General features: G+C 62.8%; 14 protein-coding genes and 2 pseudogenes. 9 read left to right on the plus strand and 7 right to left on the minus strand.

The genetic code is table 11. The features are described 5' to 3' along the window. The first annotated feature begins 184 nt into the window (after positions 1 to 184). Both N2597_RS04565 and N2597_RS04570 read left to right on the plus strand, forming a co-directional pair. Positions 185 to 787 (plus strand): superoxide dismutase, encoded by a 603-nt coding sequence (locus N2597_RS04565; RefSeq protein ID WP_004672907.1) that lies wholly within the window; start codon positions 185 to 187, stop codon positions 785 to 787. A gap of 131 nt (positions 788 to 918) precedes the next feature. Next, positions 919 to 1,764, plus strand: a complete 846-nt coding sequence (locus tag N2597_RS04570) for a metallophosphoesterase (protein ID WP_183599826.1) — start codon at positions 919 to 921, stop codon at positions 1,762 to 1,764. Between the two features lie 412 nt (positions 1,765 to 2,176). Here the strand turns inward: N2597_RS04570 and N2597_RS04575 are convergent, their stop codons facing one another. After that, positions 2,177 to 2,869, minus strand: coding sequence for a helix-turn-helix transcriptional regulator (locus N2597_RS04575; RefSeq protein WP_183599829.1), 693 nt, complete (start codon positions 2,867 to 2,869; stop codon positions 2,177 to 2,179). 130 nt (positions 2,870 to 2,999) lie between these two features. Here N2597_RS04575 and N2597_RS04580 point away from each other — a divergent pair, with 130 nt between their 5' ends. Then, positions 3,000 to 3,635 (plus strand): LysE family translocator, encoded by a 636-nt coding sequence (locus tag N2597_RS04580; protein ID WP_009995872.1) that lies wholly within the window; start codon positions 3,000 to 3,002, stop codon positions 3,633 to 3,635. Between the two features lie 121 nt (positions 3,636 to 3,756). Here the strand turns inward: N2597_RS04580 and N2597_RS04585 are convergent. Both N2597_RS04585 and N2597_RS04590 read right to left on the minus strand, forming a co-directional pair. Then, positions 3,757 to 4,364, minus strand: a pseudogene (locus N2597_RS04585) (NAD(P)-dependent oxidoreductase). 28 nt (positions 4,365 to 4,392) lie between these two features. Further along, positions 4,393 to 5,061: a DsbA family protein gene (locus tag N2597_RS04590; RefSeq protein ID WP_183599831.1), complete on the minus strand. Its 669-nt coding sequence runs from the start codon at positions 5,059 to 5,061 to the stop codon at positions 4,393 to 4,395. A 96-nt stretch (positions 5,062 to 5,157) separates the two neighbouring features. Between N2597_RS04590 and N2597_RS04595 the strand changes: the two genes are divergently transcribed. From N2597_RS04595 to N2597_RS04605, 3 genes are all read left to right on the plus strand, one after another. Beyond that, positions 5,158 to 6,039 (plus strand): LysR family transcriptional regulator, encoded by an 882-nt coding sequence (locus tag N2597_RS04595; protein ID WP_183599833.1) that lies wholly within the window; start codon positions 5,158 to 5,160, stop codon positions 6,037 to 6,039. Between the two features lie 189 nt (positions 6,040 to 6,228). Beyond that, a complete protein-coding gene (locus N2597_RS04600) occupies positions 6,229 to 6,669 on the plus strand; it encodes a c-type cytochrome (RefSeq protein ID WP_038687706.1) in 441 nt (146 codons plus the stop codon). Between the two features lie 112 nt (positions 6,670 to 6,781). Then, on the plus strand, positions 6,782 to 7,696 hold the full coding sequence (locus N2597_RS04605; RefSeq protein ID WP_183599835.1) for a c-type cytochrome: 915 nt from the start codon (positions 6,782 to 6,784) through the stop codon (positions 7,694 to 7,696). Positions 7,697 to 7,762: 66 nt separating this feature from the next. Here the strand turns inward: N2597_RS04605 and N2597_RS04610 are convergent. Further along, a pseudogene (locus N2597_RS04610) lies at positions 7,763 to 8,381 on the minus strand (glutathione S-transferase family protein). Positions 8,382 to 8,546: 165 nt separating this feature from the next. Further along, positions 8,547 to 9,041, minus strand: a complete 495-nt coding sequence (locus N2597_RS04615; RefSeq protein WP_096764209.1) for a GNAT family N-acetyltransferase — start codon at positions 9,039 to 9,041, stop codon at positions 8,547 to 8,549. 280 nt (positions 9,042 to 9,321) lie between these two features. Here N2597_RS04615 and dmeR point away from each other — a divergent pair, with 280 nt between their 5' ends. The 3 genes from dmeR to bla all read left to right on the plus strand — a co-directional run bounded on the left by dmeR (position 9,322) and on the right by bla (position 11,600). Then, positions 9,322 to 9,594, plus strand: coding sequence for a Ni(II)/Co(II)-sensing transcriptional repressor DmeR (gene dmeR, locus N2597_RS04620; RefSeq protein ID WP_039618663.1), 273 nt, complete (start codon positions 9,322 to 9,324; stop codon positions 9,592 to 9,594). Between the two features lie 18 nt (positions 9,595 to 9,612). Next, a complete protein-coding gene (gene dmeF / locus N2597_RS04625; protein WP_183599837.1) occupies positions 9,613 to 10,626 on the plus strand; it encodes a CDF family Co(II)/Ni(II) efflux transporter DmeF in 1,014 nt (337 codons plus the stop codon). 83 nt (positions 10,627 to 10,709) lie between these two features. After that, a complete protein-coding gene (gene bla / locus N2597_RS04630) occupies positions 10,710 to 11,600 on the plus strand; it encodes a class A beta-lactamase (protein WP_183599840.1) in 891 nt (296 codons plus the stop codon). 176 nt (positions 11,601 to 11,776) lie between these two features. On the opposite strand, the gene N2597_RS04635 is transcribed toward bla, so the two are convergent. Together N2597_RS04635 and N2597_RS04640 are read right to left on the minus strand one after the other, a co-directional pair. Beyond that, positions 11,777 to 13,051 (minus strand): IS4 family transposase, encoded by a 1,275-nt coding sequence (locus tag N2597_RS04635; protein ID WP_341356227.1) that lies wholly within the window; start codon positions 13,049 to 13,051, stop codon positions 11,777 to 11,779. A 191-nt stretch (positions 13,052 to 13,242) separates the two neighbouring features. Continuing rightward, positions 13,243 to 15,582, minus strand: coding sequence for a glucose/quinate/shikimate family membrane-bound PQQ-dependent dehydrogenase (locus N2597_RS04640; RefSeq protein WP_077994794.1), 2,340 nt, complete (start codon positions 15,580 to 15,582; stop codon positions 13,243 to 13,245). Positions 15,583 to 15,647 lie beyond the last annotated feature (65 nt).

Below are 15,647 nucleotides of genomic sequence, written 5' to 3' on the forward strand. Positions count from 1 at the left end.
GGTAAGCGGTTTTCGCGGCGGCCTGCCGGTCGATTTGCATGCTCGAATCCAGCCCTGAAACTGAGGCAAATTTTCCTCCGGCCGGTCGTTTTTTGATATTTCGCCGGTTGCCTCTCCCCCGTTCCCCTCCTATGTTCCGCCTCACCTGCCGATGACGCAATCTATTGCCAAGAGGAGATCTGACATGGCTTTCGAATTGCCTGAACTTCCCTATGATTACGAAGCCCTTGCCCCCTTCATGTCGAAGGAAACGCTGGAGTTTCACCACGACAAGCACCATAAGGCCTATGTCGACAACGGCAACAAGCTCGCCGCTGAAGCCGGCCTTTCGGATCTGTCGCTCGAAGACGTCGTCAAGAAGTCCTTCGGCACCAACGCCGGCCTCTTCAACAACGCCGCCCAGCACTACAACCACATCCATTTCTGGAAGTGGATGAAAAAGGGCGGCGGCGGCAATAAGCTGCCGGGCAAGCTCGAAGCGGCTTTCGCCTCCGATCTCGGCGGCTACGACAAGTTCAAGGCCGATTTCGCCAATGCCGGCGCCACCCAGTTCGGCTCCGGCTGGGCCTGGGTTTCCGTCAAGAACGGCAAGCTCGAAATCTCCAAGACCCCGAACGGCGAAAACCCGCTCGTTCACGGCGCCACCCCGATCCTCGGCGTCGACGTCTGGGAACACTCCTATTACATCGACTATCGCAACGCCCGCCCGAAATACCTCGAAGCCTTCATCGACAGCCTGATCAACTGGGACTACGTCCTGGAACGCTACGAAGAAGCCACGAAGTAAGCGGCACCAGGCTCGCCGCCATCGACGGCGATTCTCAGCCTCTTTTTTTGCACCCGGCGTTCCTCCGAACGCCGGGTGTTTGTTTTCAAGCTCGTCACATCCCTGTCACCGGCCGCTCCTAATCACGCCCCATGTCCTCTTCCGCTCTTCCCCTGTTCCGCTTCGGCATCATCGCCGATCCTCAATATGCGGCCATCCCCCCGCATGCGGCCATGGGCCGTTACTATGCCAACAGCCTCGCCAAGGTCGCCGAGGCGATCGAGATCTTCAACGGTTGGGATTTGAGCTTCGTCATGACGCTCGGCGATGTCATCGACCGCAGCTTTTCAAGCTTCGACGAGATCCTGCCGGTCTATGAGAAGCTGAGGCACGAGGCGCTCTTCCTGCTTGGCAACCATGATTTCTCCGTCTCCGCTGGACATCTCTCCGAAGTCGCCGCACGTCTCGGCATGCTGTCGCCCTATTACAGTTTCTGCCGTCACGGCTGGCGCTTCATCGTGCTCGACGGCAACGAGGTCAGCACCTTCGCGCCGCCCGAGGGCCATCCGCATCGAGCGCTGGCCGCGCAAATGCTGGCCGAGCTGGAGGAGAACGGCGCCAGCAATGCCCATCGCTGGAATGCCGCGCTGAGCGACGCGCAGTTCGCCTGGCTGGCCGATGAAATCGCCAAAGCGGGCGGGGCCGGCGAAAAGGTGATCGTCATGAATCACTATCCCGTCTATCCGCCCAGTGAACACGGCATGTGGGACAGCGAACGCATCGTCGCGCTGCTCGCCTCTGAGCGCAATGTCGTCGCCTACCTCAACGGTCACGACCATGTCGGCAATTACGGCATGGCCGGCGCCTGCCACTTCGTCAATTTCAAGGGCGTGGTCGACACCGAGGCCGAAAACGCCTTCGCCATCGTCGAGGTCCACCCCGATCGCCTCGAAATCCGCGGCTTCGGGCGCGAGGACAGCCGGACGCTGGCTTTTTAGGCCTGGGAGAGACTGCCGATAAAGTCGGCCCCAACCTCGTCATGCTCGGGCTTGGTCTACGGATCCCCACTTGCGGGAAAGGGGGCGAGCCTCGCACGAGGGCGCGAGGAACGGAGATGTCGCGGCATGTCCTCTTCTCCCCTCGGGGAGAAGGTGCCGGCAGGCGGATGAGGGGGCCACACGGCACATCTTTCACCTAAAATCTATTCCGCCACGCCGACGGTAACGCCGTTCCCCGCGCCCTGAACTTGGTTGAGACGATGCCAGCGCGATCGAAATCCGCATGGGCGTTGTTGGAAAGACCGGCTTCGCCGGCCCCCTCATCCGCCCTACGGGCACCTTCTCCCCGCTGGGGAGAAGAGGGAGTCGAGACGTCGCGACCTTCTCCAGATAGTTGTCTGCAAACCACGCATCACCCCGACACAGCCTTCTCCGCCCAGCCGCTCGTCCACAATTCCCGCAGTCTGTCACCGTCACCTTTGAAAAAATCCTCACCCGCCGCGCAGCGCTCCACCCGGTCACTGCGGAAATTGCGGATCGCCTGGCGCAGTTCGCACCAAGCGACGATGTTGGCGGTCTGCGAATAGTAGATCAGCGCGATCGGCTGGATCGTCCGCTCGCTTCCGCGGCCAAGTTCGTCGCGGTAGCCGAGCATCAGCTTGCGTTCGTCGCGGATCGCCCGGCGCACGATCGCAAGGTCGAAGCCGGCCGGCTGCGCGGTCGAACCCCAGGCATAAAGCACCTTATTGTCCATTGCCTGGCGCAGCGGCGCCGGCACGGCGCCTGATATCTTCTGGTTGACCCGGCGCGCGGCCTGCTTCAGTTCCTCGTCGGCGGTGCGTTCGAGCAGCGCCAGCGACAGCACGATCGCCTCCATTTCCTCGATCGAAAACATCAGCGGCGGCAGGTCGAAGCCGGGCCGCATGATATAGCCGATGCCGCGCCCGCCCTCGATCGGCACGCGCATCGCCTGGAGTGCGGCGATATCGCGATAGATCGAGCGCACGGTCACCTCGAGCGTCTCGGCCATCTTAGCCGCCGTCATCGGTTTTCTGGCGAGTCGCAGGATCTGAATGATCTCGAAAAGCCGCGAGGCCTTGCGCATTTTGCCTCTCCCATCCCTTACGCTCCTGACAATACCCTGTCAGTTGGGTTCCCGTATAGAGCCGCCTATCGGATTGAAATCAATCAGGGTCTTTCAAAGCGACCCATGCAGCGGCAAGGCGGTAACTGACATGAACTACCATGAAAACCTCTGGCTCTTCTTCACCCTTCTGTTCGGCATCATCATCGTGCCGGGCATGGATATGCTCTTCGTGCTCGCCAACTCCCTGACCGGCGGCATCCGGCGGGGGCTGGCCGCGACCGGCGGCATCATGGCCGGCGGCGCCGTGCACTCGGCCTATGGCGCGGCCGGCGTCGGTGTGCTCGTCACCATGCTGCCGCAACTGTTCAACGTGCTGCTCTTTGCCGGCGTCGCCTATATGATCTGGATCGGCATTTCGCTGATGCGCAGCTCGATCACCGTCGAGGCGGTCGGGCCGGCGACGGCGGGCTCCGGCTGGCGCGCTTTCCGCCAGGGCGCGGTCACCTGTCTGGTCAATCCCAAGGCCTATATCTTCATGTTCGCCGTCTATCCGCAGTTCCTGAAACCGGAATATGGCCCGGTCTGGATGCAGGGCCTGATCATGGGCGCCATGACGATCGCGACGCAGTTCGCCATTTACGGCACGCTGGCGATGACCGCCGGCCGCAGCCGTGATCTTCTCGTCGGAAACCCCGATGCGACGGCCTTTGTCGGCCGCTGCGCCGGACTGCTCCTGGTCGCCGTCTCCGCCCTCAGCCTTTGGCAGGGCTGGAAAAGCGCCTGAGCCGGCTGTCCCTTGTCGCCGTCACTGATAGTGGGAAAGCAAATCTTCTTTTACGCCCGCCCCGGCGCGCGCGATATTGCCACGCGCGTCGGGGCGGCCGGAACTCGCGGCCTGGGTTGGATTAGTACCCGACGGTGAACCGTTGCCTGACGTGGGCAGGAGCTTCGATCTCGTCAACGAGCGCAACGGCGAAGTCCTCGAAGGAAATGCTGCTGCCGTGTTCGTTCGTCAGCAGTTCGTCCTTGCCGAGGCGGAAGCTGCGGTGCGCTCGCCGGGGACGAATGCGGCCGAAGGGGACAGGAAGGTCCAGTCGAGGTCGTGTTCACCCTTGAGCTTATTGAGGTAGTCGACGCCGCCCTGCGCTTCGGATTTGTAGATCGCCGGGAACTCGGGCGTATCCACCAGGAGAACGCCTGGAGCGACTTCGAGGCTGCCCGCCCCGCCAACCACATAGTAGCGGCGAACGCCGGAGGCCTTGACGGCGCCGATCAGCTTGTCCGGATCGCTGGCGGAGAAATGCACCGAGCTGATGACTGCGTCATGACCCTCCAACACCTTCGCTAGAGCTTCAGGTGCGGCGATGTCGCCGGAGGCGGCGGTGACATCAGGCAGAGAGGCGACCTTAGCGGGATCTCGGGCGATCGCGGTGACGCTATGGCCGCGAGCCGACAATTCCGACAGGATGCGGGAGCCGGCCTGACCGGAGGCTCCGATAAGAGCGATTTTCATGATGATACTCCTGGTTGGGATTGATGTTTCAGGCGGCTGCGCAGAGCTCGTCGAGCGCTGCGGCAAGCCGAGCCGGACCTTGATAGAGCGCCTCGCCGCTAAGGATGTGGGCCTCGCCGTTGATGAGGGCGACGAGCTGCGGGACGCCGCGAATGCCGAGGACGTCCATCTGACGCTGGGTCTCTTCCATCCGCTCCAGCGTGCGCTTCCTGAGATCGGCGTCGTTCCGGAGCCTCTCAGCCAAGACCTCGGCAGTCAGTTCGATGCCATGCTCGGCAGCCACCTTGGCGGCGACCATCGCAACTTCCTGAATGTCGGTAGTATCGCGGCCCTCGACATAACGCGCGATCTGGATCGCATGCAGGAAACGGGGTTCGAGTTGCGTGGAGTGTTCGCCGAGCGCAGTGAGCGCAAGTGTCGCAGGTCCCGAGTCGAAAACGCCGTTCGGCGCCAGCAGGACGTTCTGGTGGTATTCCTTGGAAAAGCGCTGCCCGGTGAGAGCCTGGATCCTCTGGTCGTTGCGCCATGCGTGATCTGATATCGACGAGATCGGCCTTGCGCCGATGAAAAGGCCGGAGGGAAGCATCCTGAGACGATCTGAAAATTGGTCGGCAAGACCCGCCAGCGCCGGAGCGCTTGCGTAACACCAGCCGCAGAAGGGGTCGAAGAAATATTGAAGTTCGATGTCGGTGGTCACTGCGATCTCCCTGTGTTCAAGAAAGATATAATGTTGCGCGTATCAAAGATAAACGTCACTATGATCGACAGAATGTTGCATAGATCGAGCGAATAGATGGATCGGATCATTGCGGCGAAAGTGCTCTTGAAGACTGTCGAGCGCGGCAGCGCTTCAGCTGCAGCCGAAGAATTGGGCATGTCCCGCGCGATGGCGTCGCGCTACATCGCGGCCATGGAAGACTGGTCGGGAACGCGACTTCTCCACCGCACGACGCGACAGCTCAGCCTGACATCGGCGGGCGAACGCGTTCTCGACATGTGTCGGGACATCGTCCGTGTTGCCGACGCGGTGACGGAGGTCGCAAGCCATGCAGAGACTCCGCACGGTCTTCTCAGGGTGACAGCGCCCGCCATCCTCGCCGAGGCGCAGCTCATTCCCCTTCTTGCCGATTTTGCCGACGTCTATCCGCGCATCAAGGTCGATTTACAGATTTCCGATCGGACGATCGACCTCGTGCAGGATCGCATCGATCTGGCGATAAGGATCGCCAACCGCATGGATCCATCCTTGATCGCAAAACGGCTCGGACAATGCTCGTCGCTGCTCTACGCCTCGCCGCGCTATCTCGAGCAATACGGAATTCCGACAGGACCGGAGGATCTCGGCGGCCACAGGTGCCTCACTTACACCCACCTTGGAGGAACGGAATGGTCGCTGAGGAATTTCGACTCTCAGATCGTCATCTCAGTGCAAGGAACCTTCCAGACCAATGACGCTGTCGCCCTGCGCCGTGCCGCTCTGTCTGGTCTCGGCATCGCCATGCTGCCGCGTTTTGCCGCCGATCAGGAGGTTCGGACAGGCAATCTGGTGGTCGTCCTGCCGGCATGGCAGCCGGCCACGCTTGGCATCCATGCTCTTTATGTTTCCCGAAAGCACCTGCCGATGGCTGCACGAGTCCTTATCGATTTCCTGGCAACGAGACTGCCGGACGTATAGGATTGCCGGGTTGGGTTAACGCGGCGTCGGCCTGTCTGGCACTGGCCCGCCCCGGGTCCGTTCGCTGTTTATCACATTGTTTTTATGGTGATCCGGCAAAACGTGACTGCCTTGCGCCATGGATTTTGGCATGCTCCCGGTGCAGATTGGCCACCGGCCGCCTTGGCCGAAGAGAAATGGAGAGGAAAAATGAATTGGAAAGCAGTAGCTGCCGCTGCAGCGATGGCCGGCATGGCCTTCGGCTCGGTGACCGCCGCCGAAGGCACGCATGATTCGCGCGCGGCGCTGATGAAGAAGATCGGGGGTTCGGCGGGCGCGCTGGCCGGCATCGCCAAGGGCGAGAAGCCCTATGACGCCGAGGCGGTGAAAGCCGCGCTGACGACGATTGCCACAACCGCCAAGGTTTTCCCCGATCAGTTCAAGCCGGGCACGGAGACGGGCGACGAAGCGGTGAGCCCGAAGGTCTGGGAAAACATGGACGACTTCAAGGCGCGCGCCGCGAAGCTCTCCACCGATGCCGAAACCGCGCTGGCTCAGCTTCCGGCCGATGCCGCCGCCGTCGGCGCCACGATGAACACGCTCGGGGCCAATTGCGCCGGCTGTCACAAGGCCTATCGCCTCAGCAAGTGAGCGATAGGCCGTTTTGATCTGGTCCTTATATGCGATCCGCGCCGGCCTTGCCGCCGACGCGGATCGTCTTGATATCCGCTCGGGGAAGTCTCGGAAAAAAGGGAGGCGGGGCATGATCCGCAGGTTCATCCGGTTACTGCTCTGTCTGATCGGCATCGCCGTCCTCGGCGGTGCCGCCTTCTATCTGGTGACCGCGCCCGATCCGCTGCCGGAGAGCCACTGGGCCGGCCTCGGCGCGCCGGATCCTGCCAACGGTGAGATGGTCTTCTGGGCGGGCGGCTGCGTCAGCTGTCATTCAGCCCCCGGTTCCGAAGGCGATGCGAAGCTGACGCTTTCGGGCGGGCTGGCGCTGAAGAGCGCTTTCGGCACCTTCCACGTGCCGAGTATCTCACCCGATGAAAAAGCCGGCATCGGCGCCTGGACGCTGGCCGAATTCGGCAATGCGATGAAGCGCGGCGTCGGACCGGACGGTGAGCATCTCTACCCGTCCTTTCCCTATGGCTCCTATTCCCGCATGAGCGACAAGGACGTCAACGATCTCTTCGCTTTCCTGAAAACCTTGCCGAAGAGCGCCAACGTCGCGGCTCCGCATGAGCTGCCGTTCCCCTACAACATTAGGCTGGCGCTCGGTGGTTGGAAATTCCTCTATTTCAACGATCAGCCGCGCGTGACTCTTTCGAAAAGCGACGACAAGATCAAGCGCGGCCAATATCTCGTTGAAGGCCCCGGCCATTGCGGCGAGTGCCACACGCCCCGCGATGCGCTCGGCGGGTTCCAAGCCGATCAGTGGCTCGCCGGCGCGCCCAATCCGGAAGGCAGGGGCCGCATACCCAATATCACGCCGGCGTCGAAAAGCATCGGCGGCTGGAGCGAGGCCGATATCGCCAGCTATCTCGAAACCGGCTTCACCCCCGATTTCGATAGTGTCGGCGGCTCGATGGTCGATGTCCAGCAGAACATGGCCCGCCTGCCGGCCGCCGACCGCGAAGCGATTGCCGCCTATCTGAAGGCTGTGCCGGGGCGTTAATGCCTGGTCGCGCAAGACTGTGCAGCGGTTTTTGCGGCCGCTGCATTTGCAAGGTCGATCTCCCTGTTATAGGGAAGTGGGACCAGGCATGAGATCATAGGGATGGCGCCAGCCCGGCATGCTGCTGATGCGATCTTTCCAGGCTGCGATAGCCGGAAAGGCACTGTGATCGATTCCGGTATCCTCCGGCATGAAGGCGTAGCCCGCCAAAGAGAGGTCTGCGATCGTCAGCCGGTCGCCGACCATGGGCCAAGTGTTCGTCAACGATCGCATAGGCAGCTTTGGCTCTCAGCCTTAGGAACTCGACGACGGGCGTCTCGCCGCTCTTCTGAAGGCCATAGATGAACCGCAGCGTCGCGTAATAGCTGGTGAATTTATGATTGTCGAAGAGGATCCAACGCATGATGTCGCGTCGTTCTTCGGCCGTCTGCGCCCCAAATTGGCCTGTCACCTCTGACAAGTAGTCCAGGATAACTCCCGATTGGCTGATCTTCGCTTGGCCATGTTCGAGCACCGGCGCTTCGCCCTGTTCGTTGATCGTCTTTCGCCATTCTTCAGTACGCGTTTCGCCGCCCAGATAATCAACGAAAATGCTTTCCCATTCCATGCCGGCAAGCGCAAAGAAGAGTGCGACCTTGTAAGAGTTCCCGGAGAGAGCGAAGCAATGAAGTTTGAAATCAGCCATGAATGCTCCTAACGCGATTTGATAAAGTATCAGCAGTCCTGAAGCGGGGCCCGTCCGACTCGATCCGAACCCCACCCTACGTCTGAATAGATGCGCGCCGCTCCAGCTGGCAAGCTTAACCCGCTCCCGCTCCATCGAGCCAGGAATGTGGACCTTCGTGCCACCCTAAGCGATCGACTGCATGTAGCGCATGCCGGTCACCGGCCGCGGCGTGAAATCCAGCTGTTCGTAGAAGCGGTGCGCCAGCACGTTGCCGGTCGCCGCACTGACGGAGAGGTAGCCGCAGCCGGCATTGCGGGCGGTTTCGCGGGCCCGGTCGACCAGCAACTGACCGGTGCCGTGGCCGCGATGGCCGTCGCGCACGAAGAGGTGATGCAGGTCCATGCCGCGTTTTCCCTCCTGCGCCCTGTAGAGCGGCACGAGGATGGCGTAGCCGATCAGCCCTTCGCCGGTCTCGGCAACGAGAGCCTGGATCCAGGGCAGGGGGCCGAACAGATCGCGCTCGAGCTGCTCCGGCGTCGTCGCCGCCGCGTCGCCGTGATGGGCGGCAAGCAGGGCGATCATGTCGTTGAGTTCGGGCAGGTCGCGCGGCTTGGCGGTGCGGATCGTCACCACCGATGGGCGCATCAGTGAGATTTCGCTGTCTTCCATTTCGGTCATGGTCTTCGCGTCCTTTGATAATCTGCCGTCAGGACGCTGCCGATACAACAAAGCCGCCTGACGGCGGCTTGTTGACAATATGATCTGTCCGGCCGCCCTTTACAGGTACAGCCAAAAATACGAGCGGCTCTGGTGCACGTTTTTGATCATGGCGCATCAATCGCCGCAAACGCGGCATTTGTCAATGGCGTTGGAGCGTGGCGCTCAACACGCTGTAACGCTCGTTGATGTCAGTCCGTGCGCTTGGTAGTATACCCCCCTATGTTATAGAAGGCCGACCATGTCCCATACCACTTTGCAGAAAAAGAAGCTCATCGCCCGCATCAGCCGCCTGAAGGGGCAGATGGAGGCGGTCGAGCGGGCGCTCGAGGCCGAGCGCCCCTGCGGCGAAATCCTGCAATTGCTGGCCTCGATCCGCGGCGCTTTGAGCGGACTGACCGGCGAGGTGCTGGACGATCACCTGCGCGAGCATGTGCTGAATGCCGCCGATGACGCGGCACGGGCCGAGGCGGTCGAGGAAATTTCGGAAGTGTTGCGAACCTATATCCGCTGATGAGAGAAGGAGCCTGGAATGAATGCCGGGATCGGGAAAGCCCAGATGACCGCCCTCGAACACGATCACGTCTTCCTCGGCGCCGACCATCAGCGCAATGAGCTGCGGATCTGGCTGGTGATCGGACTGACGACGCTGATGATGGTGGCCGAAATCTTCGCCGGCACGATCTACGGCTCCATGGCCCTCGTGGCCGATGGCTGGCACATGTCGACCCATGCCAGCGCGCTGCTGATTTCGGCGCTCGCCTATCTCTTCGCCCGCCGTCAGGCGCGCAATCCGCGCTTCACTTTCGGCACCGGCAAGCTCGGCGATCTCGCCGGTTTTGCCAGCGCCATCATTCTTGCTTTGATTGCTTTGCTGATGGCATGGGAGAGCTGGCTGCGGCTTGTAAATCCGGTGCCGATCGGCTTTGCCCAGGCGATTGCGGTCGCGGTGATCGGCCTTGCCGTCAATCTCGCCAGTGCCTGGCTGCTCGCCGGCGGCGGCCACGACCACGGTCATCACGCTCATCACGGGCATGGCCATCACGGACATGACCATCACGGGCATAGCCATCGGGGCCATCACGATCACGGGCATGGCGACCATGCCCACCACGGTAAAACCGGCGACAACAATATCCGCGCCGCCTATCTGCATGTCGTCGCCGACGCGCTGACCTCCGTGCTTGCCATCGCGGCGCTGACGCTCGGCAGCCTCTATGGCTGGCTCTGGCTCGATCCGATCATGGGCATAGTCGGTGGCCTGGTCATCGCCAACTGGTCCTGGAGCCTGATGAAATCCTCGGGCGGCATCCTTCTCGACGTCGTCCCGCACGGCGAGACGCTGCCGGTTGACATTCGCGAGGCGATCGAGACGGAGGAAGACCGGATCACCGATCTGCATGTCTGGCAGGTCGGCCCCGGCCACCATGCCGCGATCGTCGCGATCCTCACCCCCGAGCCGCGCGATCCGGCCTTCTACAAGGCTCGGCTTTCGGCGCTGTCGGAATTGTCGCATGTGACGGTCGAGGTGACGCGGGCGGCATAATTCCAGTGCGGACGCCGCCGCGATGACGAGATGCCGCCGCAATCGCGCCTTAGCTCTGTCCTCCTCACCGCCGGAGGAATTTCATGGATCTCAGCCTTACCCGCCGCATGCTGATCGGCTCGGCTTTGTGCCTGCCTGCCCTCACGTTTCCCGTCAATGCCGAGGAGAAGAGCGAGGAGGGCGACGACAATGTCGAGCGCCGCCTGGCCGAGCTGGAAAAACGCACCGGCGGGCGCCTCGGCGTCTCGGTGCTCGACACCCAGACCAGCATCTCCTTCGGCTATCGCGGCAGCGAAGCCTTTCCGATGTGCAGCACCTTCAAGGCGCTGGCCGCCGGCTTCGTGCTGGCCCGCGTCGACAAGGGTGACGAGAGCCTCGACCGGCGGGTGACCTACGGCAAGGACAAGCTTGTCGACTATTCGCCGATCAGCGAAAAACACGCAGGCGCCGACGGCATGACGATCGCCGAACTCTGCGATGCGGCGGTGACGGTCAGCGACAACACCGCCGGCAACCTGCTGCTCGAAAGTTTTGGCGGGCCTGCCGGGCTGACCGACTGGCTGCGCTCGATCGGCGACGGCACGACGCGTCTCGACCGCACCGAACCGACGCTGAACGAGGGCCGGAAGGGCGATCCGCGCGACACGACCACCCCGGCTGCGATGCTCGATACGCTCGGCAACCTGACGCTCGGCTCGGTGCTGACCGAAGCCTCCTGCGACAGGCTGATCAACTGGCTGGTGGCAAGCACGACAGGCAAGGAGCGGCTGAGAGCCGGCCTGCCGGCCGATTGGAAGGTCGGCGATAAGACCGGCACCGGCCCGAACGGCTCCCTCGGCGACATCGCCGTCATCTGGCCCCCCGACCGCGGCCCGATCGTCGCCGCCGTCTATATCGCCGAGGCGACCGTGCCGGTGAAGGAGCTGAACCCGGTCTTTGCCGAGGTGGGACGGATGATTGTGGAGATGGTTTGAAATAGGAAAGATGCGACGGCTGTCCGGAGTGCGGGTGAAAACCCCTCCCCACAAGGGGGAGGGGCTAAGCTGCGGCGCGCTCCCGCACCAAAATGCGCTGCCACATGCGGTATCGTCAGAAATGAAATGTGACGGGCGCGGCACGGTAGCTCCTCCCCCTTGTGGGGCTATTAGATTCACACATTGTCGAAAGCTGATAAGAGGAGGTCTACGCCGCGTTTGGCGGCCTGGAACTGCTGCCATCCGTCGAGCATGACGATTGGCCCAGGCTTGCCGTAGTAGCCGGTCCATCCGCCGAGGCGGGCGCAGACCCAGGCGGCATAGGCCAGCGACCCTTTGGGATGCGGGTTCTTCTGTTTGGCGGTGTTGCCCTGAAGCTTGGCGCAGAAGGCTTCCAGCAGCGGCCGGTCGCTCGGCTCGAAGGCGTCTTCGATGGGGCGCAAGGTGCTGCCGGGTGGGGCGCCGTCGCGGGCATGCACCAGTTGTTGCACGATGACGGCGGCGACGAAGGCGGCCGTCACCAGATTGCTCAGCGCCCCCGCGTCCTCGATGCGCAGGCCTTCGATGTCGAAGCCCTGCGTCTTCAGGGTGCGGAACAATTGCTCGATCGTCCAGCGGCGGCGATAAAGGGCGATGACCGCCACCGCCTGGTCGGCATCCGACACCGCGTAGGTCGTCAGCAGCCGCCAATGGATCGGCGTCTCGCCCGGTGGTGCGGCGGTCTCGCGCACATCCACCAGAAAAAGACGCACCCCATCCGGGGTCTTCCTGTAGATGCCGTTCTTCGGGGGCAGCAATGTCACCGGGCTGAAGCGGATCGCCAATTGCGTGTCGCGCTGCTTGCGGCCCGGCTTGGCCGGCAGGGTGAAGGCAAGGTTTGCCGCAACCGGCAAGGCATCGGCCATGGCAAATAGCGACGGCTGGTCTTTGCCGAAACTGCGGTCTTTGGCGGCGCGCACGACAAGGTCGACATTGGCAGGCCTGCGGGTGAAGGCCTCGTAGATATCGCTTTCGCGGTCGGCAATGACGGTGATGTGGCGCGCCGCTGCGCAAACCTCAGCCGCCCGGTCGGCGCCCTCCAGCCAGCGATAGCTCTCCTTCTCTTCGATCGCACGCGCCCGCTGGGTGCCGCGCTTGCCCTGGTCGCGGCTTAGAAACTGTCCATGGATCGCCCCGACGATCGCGCCATCGTCGGCGTCGACCCCGATCATCGCATGCAGATAAAGACCGCCACCGCCGCTGGAACGGACCACCGTCGTATCCTGAATGGCCAGGATGTGCCGATCCGCGCAGCGGCCGGCCGTGCGCAAGGCCGCTTCATCGATCATCGCCTGCGGATCGACCGCTCCATTGCGTAAGAACCGGGTCAAGCGGATCTCTCCGGCCCGATTGCCGCCGAGCTTGCGCACCCGCATTCCCTGGCCGGCCGTCGCAATAAGGCGCTCCAGCAAGAACGCCCCCCTTTTTCCAGGCGACGGTCGCCAAACCGCCCCAGGCTCAAATCATCCATCGCTCAATTCTCCTGCTTGCAGCAAGAGAATCAGAACGCCATTCCATAGGCAATTCTAAATGTGTGAATGCCATAGCCTTGTGGGGAGGGGTTGGGGAGGGGTCTTTCTCCGAAGGAACGGCAACTCCTCCATCACGGCAGCGTATAAGCAATCACATAATCACCGGGCTTGGTGCCCACCGAGCCGTGGCCGCCGGCGACCATGACGACATATTGTTTGTTGTCGTCAGTCGTATAGGTCATCGGCGTCGCCTGGCCGCCGGCGGGAAGCCGCGCCTGCCAGAGTTCTCGGCCATTTGTCACGTCATAGGCGCGCAGGTAGTTGTCGACGGCGGCGCTCAAGAAGGCGACGCCGCCTTTGGTCAGCATCGGCCCGCCAATGCCGGGCACGCCCACCTTGAAGGGCAGCGGAAGCGGCGTCATGTCGTGCACGGTGCCGTTTTTGTGCATATAGGCGATCTTGCCGGTGCGCAGATCGACGCCCGTGACATAGCCCCATGGCGGCGCCTGGCAGGGGATCTGCAGCGGGCCGAGGAAGGGGCCCATGAAGACTCCGTAGGGCGCGCCGTCATTGCGGTTGAGCCCCTGTTCGCTGCCCTTCTCGTCCTGGCCGCGTGGCGGAATCTCGGCAGCCGGCACCAGGCGCGAGGTGAAGGCGAGATAGGTCGGCATGCCGAACATGATCTGCCGTTCCGGATCCACCGCGACGCTGCCCCAGTTGAAGGTGCCGAAATTGCCGGGATAGACGATCGTCCCTTCGAGTGACGGCGGCGTATAGCGGCCCTCATAGCGGTAGCGGTGAAAATCGATGCGGCAGACGAGCTGGTCGAACAGCGACACCCCCCACATGTCCTTTTCCTTGAGCGGTTCGGGCGAAAAGGTGAGGTCGGAGATCGGCTGGGTCGGCGAGGTATGATCGCCCGAGATCGCGCCGCCGGGGGCCGGGATTTCCTTGACCGGGATGATCGGCTCGCCGCTGCGCCTATCGAGCACGTAGAGATCGCCCTGCTTGGTCGGGCCGACCAGGGCGGGAACGACGCTGCCATCTTCTTTCGTCAGGTCGATCAGCGCCGGCTGGGCCGGGACGTCCATGTCCCAGAGATCGTGGTGCACCGTCTGGCGCACCCAGCGCAGCTGGCCCGTGGCGATATCGAGGGCGACGATAGAGGAGGAGAATTTCTCGACATTGTCGCTGCGGTTGATGCCGAGCTGGTCGGGCACCTGATTGCCGAGTGGGATGTAGACCATGCCGAGCGCCTCGTCGACGCTGAAGACCGACCAGCTGTTCGGCGAATTGGTCGTGTAGGTCTGGCCGGCCGCGATCGGCGTCGTCACATCGGGATTGCCGGAATCCCAGTTCCAGACCAGAGCGCCGGTCTTGATGTCGAAGGCGCGGATGACGCCCGACTGCGCCTGCGTGGAGTAATTGTCGTTCACCGCCCCGCCGATGATGATCTTGCCGGCCACCGCGACCGGCGGCGAGGTGGAATAATAATAGCCGGCCGGGTTGAAGCGCATGCCGGTTTCGAGATGCAGTACGCCCTGATCGGCAAAGCTGGTGCACACCTTCCCGTCCGCGGCGTCGAGCGCGATCAGCCGGGCATCCGAGGTCGGCAGATAGACGCGCTCGGCGCAGGGCTGGCCGGCGGCGACTTCAGGATCGGCATAATAGGTGACGCCGCGGCAGGTCTGGTGCTGCCGGTTGGGGTTCATGCCGGAATTGGAGTCATATTTCCATTTCTCCTTGCCGGTCTTGGCGTCGAGCGCGATCGCCCAGTTATGCGGCGTGCAGAGATAGAGCGTGTCCTTCACCTTGAGCGGCGTCACCTGATAGGTGGTCTCGCTGATGTCCTCCGGCCGTTTGACGTCGCCGGTCTGATATCGCCACGCCTCTTTGAGGGTGGAGACGTTTTCGGCAGTGATCTGGTCGAGCGGCGAATAACGCTGGCCGAACGGCGTGCGGCCGTACTGATGCCATTCTCCATCCGGCACGCTGCCGCCGAAGGCGGGGCTGGCCACGACCTCATCCCTAGGCAGGTCGCCGGCAAGATCGTGCGGATCCGTCGTCATCGAATAGAGGGCGACGGCGATGGCGAGAACAACGGGCACGGCAAGCGGCCAGGGGTTGGCGCCGTAGGTTATGCCCGTCGGGCTGCGAAAGCCGAGCGGCCGGCGGATCCACGGCGTCAGCAGCCAGAGCCCGAGCAGGATGATCATGCCGCCGCGCGGTCCGAGCTGCCACCAGTCGAAACCGACCTCCCACACCGCCCAGGCGAGTGCTGCGACGACGAGCACCGCATAAACCCAGAGCGCCACCGCCTTGCGCATCAGCAGCAGGCCGGCGGTGATCAGAAACATCAGGCCGGCGAACAGATAGAAGAGGCTGCCGCCGAGCGTGACGAGCCAGAACCCGCCGCCACCGAGCGCCAGCCCGATGATGATGAAGAGGATGGAGGTGATAACGATCGCCATAAGGCTGTCTCCCGTTGAGGTCCGCCGGGTGAAGGAGGGGCGGAAAAGCCCCACCGGTCAGCCAG

Source organism: Rhizobium sophoriradicis (assembly GCF_025200795.1).
Taxonomy (GTDB): domain Bacteria; phylum Pseudomonadota; class Alphaproteobacteria; order Rhizobiales; family Rhizobiaceae; genus Rhizobium; species Rhizobium sophoriradicis.

Bases quoted from the DNA above. Each gene is read 5' to 3' on its own strand.
- N2597_RS04605 (WP_183599835.1), top strand. From the start codon at position 6,782: ATGATCCGCAGGTTCATCCGGTTACTGCTCTGTCTGATCGGCATCGCC.
- N2597_RS04570 (WP_183599826.1), top strand. From the start codon at position 919: ATGTCCTCTTCCGCTCTTCCCCTGTTCCGCTTCGGCATCATCGCCGAT.
- N2597_RS04565 (WP_004672907.1), top strand. From the start codon at position 185: ATGGCTTTCGAATTGCCTGAACTTCCCTATGATTACGAAGCCCTTGCC.
- dmeF (WP_183599837.1), top strand. From the start codon at position 9,613: ATGAATGCCGGGATCGGGAAAGCCCAGATGACCGCCCTCGAACACGAT.
- bla (WP_183599840.1), top strand. From the start codon at position 10,710: ATGGATCTCAGCCTTACCCGCCGCATGCTGATCGGCTCGGCTTTGTGC.
- N2597_RS04575 (WP_183599829.1), bottom strand. From the start codon at position 2,869: ATGCGCAAGGCCTCGCGGCTTTTCGAGATCATTCAGATCCTGCGACTC.
- N2597_RS04595 (WP_183599833.1), top strand. From the start codon at position 5,158: ATGGATCGGATCATTGCGGCGAAAGTGCTCTTGAAGACTGTCGAGCGC.
- dmeR (WP_039618663.1), top strand. From the start codon at position 9,322: ATGTCCCATACCACTTTGCAGAAAAAGAAGCTCATCGCCCGCATCAGC.
- N2597_RS04640 (WP_077994794.1), bottom strand. From the start codon at position 15,582: ATGGCGATCGTTATCACCTCCATCCTCTTCATCATCATCGGGCTGGCG.
- N2597_RS04615 (WP_096764209.1), bottom strand. From the start codon at position 9,041: ATGACCGAAATGGAAGACAGCGAAATCTCACTGATGCGCCCATCGGTG.
- N2597_RS04580 (WP_009995872.1), top strand. From the start codon at position 3,000: ATGAACTACCATGAAAACCTCTGGCTCTTCTTCACCCTTCTGTTCGGC.
- N2597_RS04600 (WP_038687706.1), top strand. From the start codon at position 6,229: ATGAATTGGAAAGCAGTAGCTGCCGCTGCAGCGATGGCCGGCATGGCC.